14 protein-coding genes are annotated in these 13,729 nt (G+C 63.8%); 4 read left to right on the top strand and 10 right to left on the bottom strand.

Features of this window, described 5'->3' with window-relative positions; translation table 11 throughout:
• Nucleotides 1-4: 4 nt before the first annotated feature.
• On the top strand, nucleotides 5-595 hold the full coding sequence (locus D0B32_RS12895) for a TMEM165/GDT1 family protein (protein WP_117334834.1): 591 nt from the start codon (nucleotides 5-7) through the stop codon (nucleotides 593-595).
• Nucleotides 596-733: 138 nt separating this feature from the next.
• On the top strand, nucleotides 734-1,213 hold the full coding sequence (locus D0B32_RS12890) for a hypothetical protein (protein ID WP_147329520.1): 480 nt from the start codon (nucleotides 734-736) through the stop codon (nucleotides 1,211-1,213).
• A gap of 132 nt (nucleotides 1,214-1,345) precedes the next feature.
• On the opposite strand, the gene D0B32_RS12885 is transcribed toward D0B32_RS12890, so the two are convergent.
• From D0B32_RS12885 to D0B32_RS12855, 7 genes are all read right to left on the bottom strand, one after another.
• A complete protein-coding gene (locus D0B32_RS12885) occupies nucleotides 1,346-2,428 on the bottom strand; it encodes an ABC transporter ATP-binding protein (protein ID WP_117334376.1) in 1,083 nt (360 codons plus the stop codon).
• Entirely contained in the window at nucleotides 2,368-3,387 is a 1,020-nt protein-coding gene (locus tag D0B32_RS12880; RefSeq protein ID WP_117334375.1) for an ABC transporter ATP-binding protein, read from the bottom strand. The genes D0B32_RS12885 and D0B32_RS12880 overlap by 61 nt, the downstream gene beginning before the upstream one ends.
• 1 nt (nucleotide 3,388) lies before the next feature.
• Nucleotides 3,389-4,282, bottom strand: coding sequence for an ABC transporter permease (locus tag D0B32_RS12875; protein ID WP_117334374.1), 894 nt, complete (start codon nucleotides 4,280-4,282; stop codon nucleotides 3,389-3,391).
• 62 nt (nucleotides 4,283-4,344) lie between these two features.
• The gene (locus tag D0B32_RS12870; protein WP_117334373.1) at nucleotides 4,345-5,283 is read right to left on the bottom strand and encodes an ABC transporter permease subunit; all 939 of its coding nucleotides are present in this window, start codon (nucleotides 5,281-5,283) and stop codon (nucleotides 4,345-4,347) included.
• Between the two features lie 25 nt (nucleotides 5,284-5,308).
• On the bottom strand, nucleotides 5,309-6,925 hold the full coding sequence (locus tag D0B32_RS12865) for a peptide ABC transporter substrate-binding protein (protein WP_117334372.1): 1,617 nt from the start codon (nucleotides 6,923-6,925) through the stop codon (nucleotides 5,309-5,311).
• Nucleotides 6,926-7,058: 133 nt separating this feature from the next.
• The gene (locus D0B32_RS12860) at nucleotides 7,059-7,400 is read right to left on the bottom strand and encodes a hypothetical protein (protein WP_147329519.1); all 342 of its coding nucleotides are present in this window, start codon (nucleotides 7,398-7,400) and stop codon (nucleotides 7,059-7,061) included.
• A 516-nt stretch (nucleotides 7,401-7,916) separates the two neighbouring features.
• Complete coding sequence (locus tag D0B32_RS12855; RefSeq protein WP_117334370.1) at nucleotides 7,917-8,375, bottom strand: Lrp/AsnC family transcriptional regulator; 459 nt, start codon at nucleotides 8,373-8,375, stop codon at nucleotides 7,917-7,919.
• A gap of 320 nt (nucleotides 8,376-8,695) precedes the next feature.
• Between D0B32_RS12855 and D0B32_RS12850 the strand changes: the two genes are divergently transcribed.
• A complete protein-coding gene (locus D0B32_RS12850) occupies nucleotides 8,696-9,769 on the top strand; it encodes a Glu/Leu/Phe/Val dehydrogenase dimerization domain-containing protein (protein WP_117334369.1) in 1,074 nt (357 codons plus the stop codon).
• A 2-nt stretch (nucleotides 9,770-9,771) separates the two neighbouring features.
• On the opposite strand, the gene D0B32_RS12845 is transcribed toward D0B32_RS12850, so the two are convergent.
• The 3 genes from D0B32_RS12845 to D0B32_RS12835 all read right to left on the bottom strand — a co-directional run bounded on the left by D0B32_RS12845 (nucleotide 9,772) and on the right by D0B32_RS12835 (nucleotide 11,801).
• Complete coding sequence (locus D0B32_RS12845) at nucleotides 9,772-10,581, bottom strand: DUF4239 domain-containing protein (RefSeq protein ID WP_117334368.1); 810 nt, start codon at nucleotides 10,579-10,581, stop codon at nucleotides 9,772-9,774.
• Nucleotides 10,582-10,692: 111 nt separating this feature from the next.
• Complete coding sequence (locus tag D0B32_RS12840) at nucleotides 10,693-11,433, bottom strand: LrgB family protein (RefSeq protein WP_117334367.1); 741 nt, start codon at nucleotides 11,431-11,433, stop codon at nucleotides 10,693-10,695.
• Nucleotides 11,430-11,801: a CidA/LrgA family protein gene (locus D0B32_RS12835; protein WP_117334366.1), complete on the bottom strand. Its 372-nt coding sequence runs from the start codon at nucleotides 11,799-11,801 to the stop codon at nucleotides 11,430-11,432. The genes D0B32_RS12840 and D0B32_RS12835 overlap by 4 nt, the downstream gene beginning before the upstream one ends.
• A 282-nt stretch (nucleotides 11,802-12,083) precedes the next feature.
• On the opposite strand from D0B32_RS12835, the gene D0B32_RS12830 reads away from it, so the two are divergent.
• Nucleotides 12,084-13,721: a methyl-accepting chemotaxis protein gene (locus tag D0B32_RS12830; protein ID WP_117334365.1), complete on the top strand. Its 1,638-nt coding sequence runs from the start codon at nucleotides 12,084-12,086 to the stop codon at nucleotides 13,719-13,721.
• The last annotated feature ends 8 nt before the right edge of the window (nucleotides 13,722-13,729 follow it).

Raw genomic sequence — 13,729 nt, 5'->3', positions numbered from 1 at the left:
CCCCATGCAATCCTTTCTCGTCTCTACCAGTGTGGTCGGCCTCGCCGAAATTGGCGACAAGACCCAACTGCTCTCGCTGGTGCTTGCTGCGCGCTACCGCAAGCCCATTCCCATCATTCTTGGCGTGCTGGCTGCGACGCTCATCAATCATGGAGCGTCTGGCGCACTGGGAGCGTGGCTGGCGAGCATTCTGAGTCCTAACATTCTGAACTGGGCTGTGGTGGCGTCGTTTGCCGTGATGGCCGTGTGGATCCTGATTCCCGACAAACTGGACGACGCCGACGCAGTACCCGCGCGAGATTCGATGGGTGTCTTCGGCACCACTGCCGTTACGTTCTTTCTGGCGGAGATGGGCGACAAGACGCAGATCGTGACCATTGCGCTCGCGGCCCGCTTTCACGAATTCTTCGGCGTCGTCGCCGGCACCACGCTCGGCATGATGCTGGCCAACGTGCCTGTGATCTACCTCGGTCACAAGTTCGCAGACCGTCTGCCGACCAAGGCCGTACACATTCTCGCGGCGTTGATCTTCGTGGTGCTCGGTGGACTTGCGTTGCGCACTGCGCTTTATCCCGACGCGCATCCCATGTTCTGACCGCGAGGCGGCCACGCGCCTCATTTTTCGCTAATTCTCCACGAATACGATGCTGAGTATGGATTCGGCAGTCACCTGACTGAACCGGATCCAACCGCCAGCAGGCCCGAGGGCCAGTCGAAAATCGACGAGGAGAAGATGATGAAAAGCAAAACGTTCCGGATGTTCGTGGCCACGTTCGCCGCGTTGGCCATCAGCATCGGCGTGGCACAAGCCGCGCCGATCGACGCAACGCCCACCAGCCAGTTCATCCCGGCAATGAAGCAACTGGCGCCGCAACTGAACCTGACGCCGACGCAGCAAAACCTGTGGCAAACGGCGCTGGACACCATGCAGGAAAGCCACGTCAGCGCCCGCATGAATGAAGACCAGTTGCAGCAACAGATGCAGTCGGCGGATCAGCAGTCGATCATCGATCTGCGCGCCGTGCACGCCGCGCATGTGAAGGTGGAGAAGGAAGACGACGCCTTGCGTGAGCAATCCGCAAATGCGTGGATCACGTTCTACGATAGCCTGAACAATCAGCAGAAGACCAGCGTCAGCGCGTTGCTGGCGCCGCAATTCCAGGCGATTGCGCAGCATCCGGGCAAGCCGTATGAACCGAGGACTGGTTTGTAATTCGTGCCATGCGCGGCGGTTTTACGTTGTGTTTGGTTCCCCGCAGATTGCCAAAAATGCATCACGCTAGAAGCGGCGCCGCATCCGCTGAACACGGACTACAGCGCCCCACTTTCTCGCGCGCTGCCGGAATCAGGCAATCACGCTGGACGCTTGCTCCAGTTGCTCGCCGACCCGAATACACGCAACGCGCCTATCGTCCGTACCACGCGGCACGGCTTGCGGTACATCCCCCGCACACGCAGCGATCGCATCCGGGCAGCGCGTGCGAAACGCACACCCTGAAGGCAGATTCAGCGGCGAGGGCATCTCGCCAGACAACACCGCATGCTTGCGCGTGCGCTCGGTGGCCGGATCGGGCCGCGGCACGGACGACAGCAACGCGCGCGTGTACGGATGCTGCGGCGAGCCATACACCTCGCGTCGTGTTCCGAGTTCCATCACGCGCCCCAAGTACATCACCAGCACGCGATGGCTGATCGCCTTGACGACGGCCAGGTCGTGCGCGACGAACAGCAGCGACAGCGACAACTCGCGCTGCAGATCGCGCAGCAGATTGACGATCTGCGCCTGGATCGACACGTCGAGCGCGGAAACAGGTTCATCGCAGATCACGAGTTGCGGCTCGGCGACCAACGCACGCGCAATGCCAATCCGCTGACACTGTCCGCCGGAAAACTCATGCGCATAGCGCGCCAGATGATGCGCACCGAGACCGACGCGTTCGAGCATCGTCAGCACGCGCACGCGCGTCTCCTCGCGCCCGAGTTCCTTGCGCTGCACCTTCAGTGGTTCGGCGACGATCTGCTCGATCGTCATGCGTGGATCGAGCGAGGCCAGCGGGTCCTGAAACACCATCTGCACGTCCTTGCGCAACCGCTGCATGGCATCGGCAGGGCGATGGCCGTCGCGCACCGTCTCGGTGTCGTGCCATCGCACGCTGCCGTCCGTTACCGGCGTGAGACCGATGATCGCGCGCGCCAGGGTCGACTTGCCACAACCCGATTCACCCACGAGCCCCAGCGTTTCGCCGCGACGAATCTGGAACGACACGCCTTCTACCGCACGCAGGGTCGCCTTGCTCGACCACGGATACCCGCCGCGCGGCACCTTGAAATGCACCTTGAGGTCCTGTACGGACAATACCGTTTCGTTCACCGTACCACCTCCGCAATCTCCACAATTTCCGTGACCGGGCGCAGGCACGCGCGCCATCCGTCATGCTTGCCGCCAATCGGCTCGAGCGCCGGCCGCGTAGTGCGGCAACGGTCCTGCGCACTCGCGCAGCGCGGCGCGAACGCACAGCCTTCGATGGCTTCCCCCGGCGCGGGCGGATTACCCGCAATCGTGCGCAAGGGCGCATCCACCTGGTCGCTCATGTGCGCTTCGTCTTCGAGACGCGGCAGGGCGTCGAGCAATCCACGGGTGTACGGATGCGTCGGCATCTCGAACAGTGCCTGGGCGCTCGCGCGCTCCACGGTGCGGCCCGCGTACATCACCATCACGTCGTCTGCGAGCCCGGCGACCACGCCCATGTCGTGCGTAATCAGGATGATCGCCGTGCCGAGATCGCGGTTCAGTTCGCGCAGCAGTTCGATGATCTGCGCCTGCACCGTGACGTCGAGCGCGGTGGTCGGCTCGTCGGCAATCAGGATTTCCGGTTCGGTTAGAAGGGCGGTGGCAATCGTCACGCGCTGCCGCATGCCGCCCGAAAACTCATGCGGATAGCGGTCGATGCGCCGCTCCGCATCTGGAATCCACACCCGCTGTAGCGCGGCAATTGCCTGACGACGTGCATCCCGGCGCGACACGCCGCGATGCTGCTGCAACGCCTCGGTCATCTGCCGCTCCACCGTCAGAAACGGATTGAGCGAGGTCATCGGGTCCTGAAACACCATGCCGATGCGATCGCCGCGAATCTGGTTCATCTCGCGTTGGCTGAGCGTGAGCAGATTGCGTCCCGCGTAGTTCGCTTCGCCTGTTGCCTGGCCGTTGCCTGGCAACAGGCCCAGCAGCGCCATCACGGTCTGGCTTTTGCCCGAACCGGACTCGCCTACGATGCCCAGCGTCTTGCCTTTTTCCAGCGTGAACGAGACGCGCTGCACGGCTTCCACCGGCGAAGCATCGCGGCGCGTAAAGCGCACGCCGAGGTCTTTGACTTCCAGCAGGGCCATTTCAACGCTCCTTGGTATCGAGCGCGTCACGCAGGCCATCGCCGACGAAATTCACGCAGTACAACGTCACACACAACGCGACGGCCGGGCACAAAAGCAGCCACGGCATCGACTCCAGTTTTTGTGCACCGTCGTTGATCAGCACGCCCCAGCTCGTCATGGGCTCCTGCACGCCGAGGCCGAGAAACGACAGCACCGATTCGGTCAGTACGATGCCCGGCACGGTGACCGTGGCGTACACCACGACCACGCCCAGCAGGTTCGGCACGATATGCCGCGCGATGATGGATGGCGTGCTGACGCCGGTAGCGCGTGCGGCGTCGATGAATTCGCGGGTGCGCAACGACAGCGTCTGACCGCGCACCACGCGCGCCATGTCGAGCCACGAGAACGCGCTGATGGTGAGCACGACGAGATAAAAGTCGCGTCCAAACAGCGTCATCATCAGGATCGCGATCAGCATGTAGGGGATCGCGTACATCATGTCTACGATGCGCATCATCACCGCGTCCGTGCGTCCACCGATGTAGCCCGCTGTCGCGCCCCACGCCACGCCGATCAAGCCCGACACCAGCGTGCCGAGCAAGCCCACTTCAAGCGATACGCGGCCGCCCACCAGCGTGCGCACCAGCAGGTCGCGGCCCACGTCGTCGGTGCCGAACCAGTGCATGCCTTCCCACATGGGCGGCATGGCGATCGCGGTCCAGTCGTTGGCATCCGGATCGTTAGGCAGAAACAGCGGGCCGGCAAAACACGCAATCACGATCAACGCAAGAATCACGAGACTCGCAACGGCGGCACGGTTCTTCAAAAACTGCCGGAACGCGAGGGCCAGCGGGCTGCGCGGACGCGCTGGCGCGGCGCTCGCGGCAGCGACGGTAGTAGGGGAGTTCATGGCTTCAATGTCCAGGTTCGATGATCGACGCGGGATAGCTCAACGGCGCGCATGGCCGCCGCTCAGTAGCGGATGCGCGGATCGAGCCACGCATACGCCAGATCGACGAGCAGGTTGAAAATCACGGCGGCGACCGTGGTCAGCACCACGAGGCCGAGCACCAGCGTGTAGTCGCGGTTGATGGCGCCATCCACGACCAGTTGGCCGAGACCGGGCAGCGCGAAGACGGACTCCGTCACCACAGCGGCCGTGATCGACGAGATGCAGATCGAGCCGAGCAGCGATACCACCGGCATCAGCGCGGGCTTGAGCGCGTGGCGCAGCACGATAACGTGGCCGGGTAGCCCTTTGGCACGCGCCGTGCGGATGAAGTTGCCGGACAGCACTTCGATCATGCTGCCGCGCATCACGCGGGCAATCGACGACACATTGATGATGACGAGCAGCGTCATGGGCAGCACGCGGTAGCGCCAGCTGCCGTCGCCCCAACCGCCGGCGGGCAGCCAGCCGTGGCCGTCGGCGCGTTGCAGCAGGATTGCGAATATCCACACCAGCACCGGACCGAGCACGAACGGCGGCACCACGTTGCCGAGGTTGCCGAGCAGCATCACGCCGCGGTCGGTGAGGCCGTCGCGCCGCACGGCCGCTGCAGTGCCGAGCAGCACGCCCAGCACCAGCGCGATCGGCACCGACAGCCCGCCCACGCCGAGGCTCACCGGCAGTGCGCGGCTGACCAGATCGTTGACGGACCAGTCCGCGTAACGGATGGACGGCCCCAGATCACCGTGCAGCAGTGCGTTCAGATACAGCAGATATTGCTTCCAGAGCGGCTGGTCGAGGTGATATTTGGCGTTGAGATTGGCGAGCACGGCGGGCGACAGATGCTTCTCGCCCTCGAACGGACCGCCGGGCGTCACGTGCAACATCAGATAGCACACGGTGATGACCGCGAGGACGGTTGGGATGACCCACAGGATACGGCGCAGCGCGTAGGCGAACATGACGGATTCCTTTGCCGGTGCGGCGTCAGTGAGCGAGCAGGTACATGTCCTGCGAGGCGCGCTGGTCCACGTAGTTGGTGTCCAGATAGCCGCCCACGTAGGGCTTCACGAGCCGGTCCGCCGAATACTGGAAGAGCGGGATCAAGGGCGTCTCGCTCATGGCCAGATTGTGTGCCTGGGTGAGCAGGGCGGTGCGCTCGCTGTCGTCGAGTTGCGCGTTGGCCTGATCGATCAGCGCGTCCACCTTCGGGTTGCAATACTGCGCATCGTTCTGCAGGCTGCCGCAGCGCAACTGGTCGAAGTACGACATGGCGTCGTTATAGTCGACGAACCAGCCATCACGCGATGCCTGCACCTTGCCAGCGTGGCGTTCGCTCAGCAGCACCTTGTACTCCACGTTTTCCAGTTTCGCATTCACGCCCAGGTAGACGCGCCATTGCGCGCTCGTGAACAGCGCCACTTTCTTGTGCAGATCGTTGGTGTTATAGGTGAGCGTAAAGGTGAGCGGTTTGGTGTCCGAATAGCCTGCTGCCTTCATCAACCCGCGCGCATATTCGACGCGTTTGGGCATCGGCCAGCTCGCCCACTCCGGCGTATAAACCGCTGCGCCTTTGGTGCCTTTCGCGATCAGTCCGTACATCGGCACTTCGCCAGCCTGGGTGAGTTTCGAGGTGAGCAGGTTGCGGTCGATCACCATAGAGAGTGCCTGCCGCACGCGCGGATCGTGGAACGCCGGATCAGAGAGATTCAGGCTGTAGAAGTACGTCGCAATCTGTAGACCGGTCTTCAGTTCGTCGCCGAACTGCTTGCTGATTTGCGTATAGATGCCGGATGGAATCGAGTACGTGTAATCGAGCTGCCCCGATTGATACATGCGCATCGCCGTTTCGTTGCTCTCGACCATCGCAAAGGTCACCGAGGAAATCACGACGTTGCGCGCATTCCAGTAGTTCGGGTTCTTCTTCGCGATGATGCGGTTGTTCGGCTCCCAGTCGGTGAGCGTGTAGGCGCCGTTGCTGATCAGGTTGCCGGGGCGCGTCCAGCTATCGCCGTACCTGGCAATGTCCGCCTGGTTGACGGGCGCCATCGTCGCCGAGGCGGCGAGTTCGGGGAAGAACGCGGCGGGCACGTCGGTTTTGACTTCGAGTGTGTAAGGGTCGAGCGCGCGTGCGCCGAGTGAATTGAGCGGCGCCTTGCCGGCAAGAATCTCTTTGGCGTTCTTCACGAACTCGACCAGCACCGTGTATTTCGAACCGGTCTTCGGATCGAGAACGCGCTGCCATGCATAGACGAAGTCCGCGGCCGTGACCGGCTCGCCGTTGCTCCACTTCGCATCGTGACGCAGCTTGAACACCCACGTGTCGGGCGCAGTACGTGTCCACGACTCGGCGACGCCAGGGACGACGGCACCGGAAGCGCCGATGCGGGTGAGCCCTTCGAACAGATCGAGGCCGATCGTATTGCCGGTCCACGATTCGATGTGCGCGGGGTCGAGCGATTCGACTTCAGTGGGCACCTGACGCGTGATGTCCTGTTTGGCGGCGAGTTTGACGCCTGGCGGAACGGTCACCGCCATCGCGGCGCCGGCAAAGGTGAGGCTGAGCGCGGTGAATGCCGCGATCGAGAACTGCGTGGGTTTCATGGATTGCGTCGAAAGAAAATGGCCAGCAAATGCGGGAGAAAAAATAACGGCAGTGCGCGCGGTGCAATCGGCTTTCCCGAACGAAGCGGGACGCGGCCGGTGCAGGGCGGCGACATCGCATGCACAACGAGGCTCACATGAGTCCGGAGGGCAAGCCGTGCGCGCCGGAAGGTAACGGCGCGGGCGCTGTGCGCAACTGGGTGTGCAAGCGTGTATGCCAATGCGCGAGCAGGGAACGGGGAAGGAAGCTGCGTGACAGCCAGTCGCGCGGGACGGCCGGCCCTGCCCACTGACGGAAGAACATCGGGCGCGCCTTTGGCGTGCCGGTCACTGCGGCGCGTGCCGCGCGCCGTGCAGCCTGATGGATCGACCAAGCCGCTGCCCTGCCGGGCGTGTTCGACGGTCCGCCGCTGTACTGCCACGCCAGTTCACGGCCGCCCATCATGGGGCGCCGTGCGGTCTCTACTGTTTGCATATGTCTCACTTCCGATCCTTCCTGTCGTTGAAGCCACAACCCCGGACGACCGGACACGCACGTATCGTGCATCTCCCGTTATGCGCCTGAACCGGCGGGCGATCCGCCACCGGTGCGCAACTTCCCGTATCGAAAGGTCCCAGCAGCACGCCGCCGATTGTGTCGATGGCACGCTGGTTTGAGGCGACGGCAGCAAGCGCGGAAGATCTGCCCGATGAGGGCTCATCCCCATGAACCACCTCGAACGGAGGCCCGGGGACCCTGCATCACGGGCAACCCGCGCATCGAGAGGCAGGTTAAATCAGTGATTGCACAGACTGATCAGGTCTCCGTAAGGTGTCTAGCTATCCGTAAGGAATGGCCTTGCTGCCGGACGGCTCCGAGCTTATAGCACGCCGAAATTCGCCGCAACGCCGCTCAGGGCAAAAACTGGACGCAGCGGCCTGTGGCGTGGCGGCGCGCGTTCGGGGCAACGGCGCGTCGTTTAGCGCAGGGCCGGCGGCCATCATGGCGCCTTCACACTTCCACGGACACCGAGCGTTTCAGGCAGCGCAGGGCGAAGATAGAGCGGCTGTTCTGAAAGCCGGGCAGCCGGTACAGCTTGCGGCGCAGAAACGACTCGTAGCCTTCGGTCCCCGCCACAGCCACCTTGATCAGATAGTCGTACTCGCCGGACACCAGAAAGGCTTCCACCACCTCCGGCAGGTCCGCGAGCGCCTGGCCGAAGCGTTCCAGCGTGCGCTCGTCGTGCTTGTCGAGCGTCACCTCGATGATCACGGTATCGGGCAAGCCCAGCGCCTTCTGGTTGAGCAGCGCCGCATAGCCTTCGATCACCCCGGCTTCTTCGAGCGCGCGCACGCGATTCCAGCACGGCGTGGCCGAGAGGCCCACGCGTTCGGCGAGCTTCGCGTTGGACAGGCGTCCGTCGTTGCGCAACTCGCGCAGGATGCGTTGGTCGATGGCGTCGAGCTTCATGGGTTCCTCCAGCGGACTGCGGGACTGTGTGGGTCGATTGCGTGCAGGCAATGCCCTTGCACGTGACCCGCAGACGATTCGTCTCTAAAAATATGACAGGGCAGAGGATACTTCTGCCGGGAAGGCGATGATGCCAGATAAACAGAACAAATCCCCTGTTTTGGCCGCCTACACTCTTGCCGTCGAGGCGTTCGCGCAACATGCACGGGCGGCCTCGCCCGTATTCCGCATGCCGCCGTGATCCGGACGGCTCGCGGCCAGGCGTGAAGCCATCGCTTCACGCGGACACTGAACACTCCGCCCACAAGGAAGGAACCGAGATGGACCGACTGACTACCACTGCCGCTGGCACGCTTTTCGGCTTGCATGGCGAACCCGCTCACGAACGCATCGTGCTTGCCACGGATGAGGCTTCCGGACTGCAGGCCATCGTCGCTGTCTACAGCACGGCGCGCGGACCGGCGTTCGGCGGTTGCCGCTTCTGGCAGTACGCGTCGGACCACGAGGCCTATAACGACGCGCTGCGTCTGTCGCAAGGCATGGCGTTCAAGAACGCGCTTGCCGATCTGCCGTTCGGCGGCGGCAAGGCCGTGATCGTGCGCCGTCCGCAGACGCTCGACCGTGGCGCGCTGTTCACGGCGTTCGGCCGGCTCGTCGAATCGCTGGAAGGGATCTACATCACCGCCGAGGACGTCGGCACGACCGCTGACGACATGCGCGCCGTCCAGGCCGAAACGCGCTTCGTGAGCGGCATTCCGCGCGAAAACGCCGTGTATGGCGGCAACCCGTCGCCGCGCACCGCGTACGGCGTGTTCGTCGGTCTGCTGGCGGCCGTGGAAGCAGCGCTTGGCCGTACCTCGCTGGATGGCGTGTCGGTGGCGGTGCAAGGTCTCGGTTCGGTGGGCTGGGATCTGTGCGAGCGGCTGCATCAGGCGGGCGCGCAACTGATCGTGGCGGACATCGACGCAACCCGCACGGCGCGCGCGCAGGACCTGTTCAACGCCCGCGTGGTCGCCACCACGGACATCGCCAGCGTGCAGGCAGACGTGTTCGCGCCGTGCGCGCTCGGCGGCTCCATCACGGAAGCCGTGGCAGCGAATTGCCAATTCAAGGTGATCGCGGGTGGCGCGAATAACCAGCTGATCTCGCTGGCCGAAGGCGACGTGCTGCATCGCCGCGGCATTTTCTACGCACCGGACTTCCTCGTGAACGCCGGCGGCATCATCAGTTGCGTGCGGGAATATCTCGGCTCCGCGCAGGAGCAGGCCGTGCTCGCTGAAGTGGCGCAGATCGGTCCGCGCGTCTTCGAACTGGCGGAGCGTGTGCGCGCGAGCGGCGTTGCCCCGGCGCGTGCGGCCGTGGCATGGGCGCGCGAAAAGATGGTGGCCTGCTAAACCTAGTCCTGGCGGTTTAGATGCACCAGCGCGTCGCGCATGGGTTGGCTCGAAATGACGATCGGACCGGTGAAGGGTGTATCGAGGTCCACGATGACATATACGGCGGAGGCAATCGAAAGAGCCCCCAGCATGATCATCACCAGAGCCAGTGCATTGCGCGGCGCGATCAAGCCGAAGCTCAGGAAAATGATGATGAGCCAGAAGGTCAGCGTGGCGAAGAACGGCTGCGAGATCGTGCTGTGCGCTTCTTCGATCAGCTTCCAGCGCGCTTCCACGATGCGCTGAAACTGCGCGATGCCAACCTGTAGCAGCCGCTGGTGATAGGCGTCCGGCGCCTTCAATTGCTGCAGCTTCTGGCCGGCGTCGTTGAGCATGTCGCCGAGTTGTGTGTCTTCCAGTTTCTCCGAACCGCCGGCAGTGGGCACGTTGGTTGGATAGTAATTGCCGGGTGGGCGCGGTTCCTGCGCCCAGGTGCTGGCAATGGCCGCTGCCGTGTAAGCGCGCAAAATTTGCCGGACGCCCGCGGCTTCGGTGCCGTATTCGCGCAACGTGGCGTTGAGCTGGATGAGATCCGCCGAGTAGCTGCGGAAGTCATTGCCCACGGTGTCGAAATTGTTCTTCGCGGACGCGGTCATCAGCCCCATCACGAGGGCGGTGAACGTCACCAGCATGCCGATCACCAACTGGATCAGTTGCACCGTTTCGTGCGCGGTGTGTTCCTCCGGCAGCAAGGGTTTGACGAGCACGCCCGCAGACGTGCCGGTGAGTAGCAGCACGAATACCAACACGGCCGATCCGATCTCGTTCATTGCGCAGTGCTCCGCGAATGCTGTGCCTCGCTACTGTCCGTCAAGTCACCGGGGCGGACAACCTCGGGTAGTCCCGAGCCGCGTACGGTGACGCGTTCCTGTTCAGCGCAGTTACCGCACCAGCCACGGAAGAATCACGGGCAACAACACCGGCACCACGAACGCTGTGAAGACGCCGTTCAGGCCCATGCCGAGTCCCGCGAATGCACCCATTTCCTCGCTGACCTGAAACGCGCGCGCCGTACCGATGCCGTGCGAGGCGACCCCCAGCGCGAAGCCGCGTACTTCCGGTTCCGTGATGCGCAGCAGGTTCAGGATCGAGCGGGCGACGACCGCGCCGAACACGCCGGTGGTGATCACCAGCACGGCAGTCAGCGAAGGCAGGCCGCCTATCTCGGCGGCCACTGCCATCGCGATGGGCGTGGTGGCCGATTTCGGTGCGAGCGACGCGATGGTCTGATGCGAGGCGCCGAATAGCGCCGCCACCCCAACCGCCGAGAGAATCGCCGTCAACGAGCCGGCCACCAGGCCGCCCAGCAGCGGCAGGGCCGCGCGCCGTAATTTGGCCCATTGCCGATACAGCGGCAGCGCCAGCGCAACGGTGGCCGGCCCCAGCAGAAAGTGGACGAACTGTGCGCCTTCGAAATACGTGGCGTACGGCGTGCCGGTGATTTCGAGCAAGGCCACGAGCAGGGCCACCGCGATCAGCACCGGATTGACGAGCGGATTGAAGCGCGCTTTCGCATACAGCGTCTGGGCAATCAGATAGGCCAGCAGCGTGATGGTCAGGCCGAGCAGCGGGCTCGCCGCCAGATAAACCCAGATCGCGCCCAACTTCGGGATGGCGTTCACGGCGTGCCCTCCTGCGCGACTGGTTCGCGGCGTTGCCGGCGTAACAGCGCGCGGGTGACGAGGGCGGTCACGGCTATCGCGAGCGTGGTGCTGACCGCGAGCGAAACGATGACCGCCAGCGCGTCGACGCGAATCTTGCTGGCCGACACCATGATGCCCACGCCCGCCGGAATGAATAACAGCGAGAGGTGGCGCAGCAGTTCGAGCACGGTCGGTTCGATCGCGTCAGCGGTTGCGGGGCGCAACATCAGGAAGCCGAACAGCAACAGCATGCCGATGACGGGCCCGGGTACCGGCAGTTTGAACAGATACGACACGCCTTCGCCGAGGCATTGAAATACCAGCAACGTGGTAATGGCGCGGAGCATGGAAACCTCGAATAAAGCGGCCGTGAATCTGGACATGAACAGAACGCGCGTTGCCAGTATCCGGGATTGTTTGAGATCGAGCAAAGCCTAGTAAGGCAATTGTTTGCTGCGACCATAAAGTTTTCTGGAGAGCCGCCGTAGTCCTGTCTGGCGTTCGCTTAAATACTAATCAAGTTGCGGACCTGGCCGGAGGGCTTGGGCGCAGCACGTTTGACTGTAAAGGTTAGCCGGCCCATGTGGCCTTCATGGCCCTCAGTCAGGCAGCCCAACGGAGATCTGTCAATGTTGAAAAGTCTGTCGATCCGCACCTGCCTCAATGTGATGATCGTCTTCTTTGGCGTCGTGTTGCTGGGCGGCGCCGCAGCCGGCCTGCTGTCGCTGCGGGCGAGCAATGCGTCGTTGCAGCAGATGTACACGGTGGATACGCCGGCCGTCGCCGATCTCGAAGGCAGCGCGGGGCAACTGCTGCGTCTGCGGCTTGCGCTGGGCACGTATGCGTCGCTGGTGGACCTGAACGATCAGGACGGTGCCGCTGCCGTCCTTCAACGCTTCGACCAGTATCAAAAGCTCTCGAACGAGCGCCTCGCGCATTATCTGAGCCGCGCGGGCACGAGCGACGAAGAGCAGCGCCTCATCAAGGAGATGCAGGACAAACGCGACACCTTCCTGCGCGACGGTGTCGATCCGGCTATGGCCGCGCTCAAGGCGGGCGACAAGGCCGCCTTCCAAGAGCTGCAGGCGCACAAGATGCCGTCGCTCTACAGCGCCTATGAGAAGGCGATGCTCACGCTCGAACAGTTGCAGATCGATCATGGCGCGCAACGCTTTCAGGAGGCGCAGGACCGCTTCTACGCGGTCAGCGTGGCGGTTGCCGTGGGCATCGTGCTGGCGCTGGTGCTGGCGTGGCTCGGACGCGTCTGGCTGGTGCGGGCCATCGTGCACCCGGTCGACGCCACCATCGGCCAGTTCCAGCGCATCGCGAGCGGCGATCTGACCGGCCGCATCGAAGTGCTGGGCGACAACGAAATGGGCAAGCTCGCCACGGCGCTGCGCAAGATGCAGGACTCGCTGATCTCGACGGTGAACACGGTGCGCCTCGGCACGGAATCGATCGATACGGGCGTGAGCGAGATCGCAGCGGGCAACGCCGATCTGTCGCAGCGTACCGAGGAGCAGGCTGCGTCGCTCGAAGAGACGGCGGCGAGCATCGAAGAGCTGACGTCCACCGTCAAGCAGACAGCCGAGAACGCCAAGCAGGCCAGTTCGCTCGCGCAGGGCGCGTCGAGTCTCGCGGCGCAGGGCGGTGAGCTGACGCAGCAGGTGGTGGGCACGATGAATCACATGGTCGACGATTCGCACCGGATTGCGGACATCATCGGCGTGATCGAAGGCATCGCGTTCCAGACCAACATTCTCGCGCTCAACGCGGCCGTCGAAGCGGCGCGCGCGGGCGAGCAGGGTCGTGGTTTCGCGGTGGTGGCGAGCGAAGTGCGCTCGCTGGCGCAGCGCAGCGCGGGTGCCGCCAAGGAGATCAAAGGCTTGATCGACGAATCGACAGCGCGTGTGCAAAGCGGTGCGCAACTGGTCGAACGCTCGGGCGCGACGATGACCGACATCGTCACGGCGATTGCCCGCGTGAGTGCCATCATGGGCGAGATCGCAGCGGCTGCGACCGAGCAGAGCACGGGCATCGATCAGGTCAATCTGGCCATCGCGCAGATGGATGAAGTCACGCAGCAGAATGCGGCGCTGGTCGAAGAAGCCGCGGCCGCGGCGGGCTCGCTGGAAGATCAGGCGCGCCGTCTGACGGCGGCGGTCGCGGTGTTCCGCACCGATGCAGCGGCTGTATCAGATGGCCGGACGCGCGGTTATGGCCACGCCGCAGCGGGCGTGCGGTTGACGGCGCAGCGCGCCGTCTAAACTGATCT

Origin of the sequence: Paraburkholderia sp. DHOC27, from assembly GCF_003429005.1 — a bacterium.
Classification (GTDB): Bacteria; Pseudomonadota; Gammaproteobacteria; order Burkholderiales; family Burkholderiaceae; genus Paraburkholderia.
This window is presented reverse-complemented; position numbering and strand designations above follow the sequence as displayed.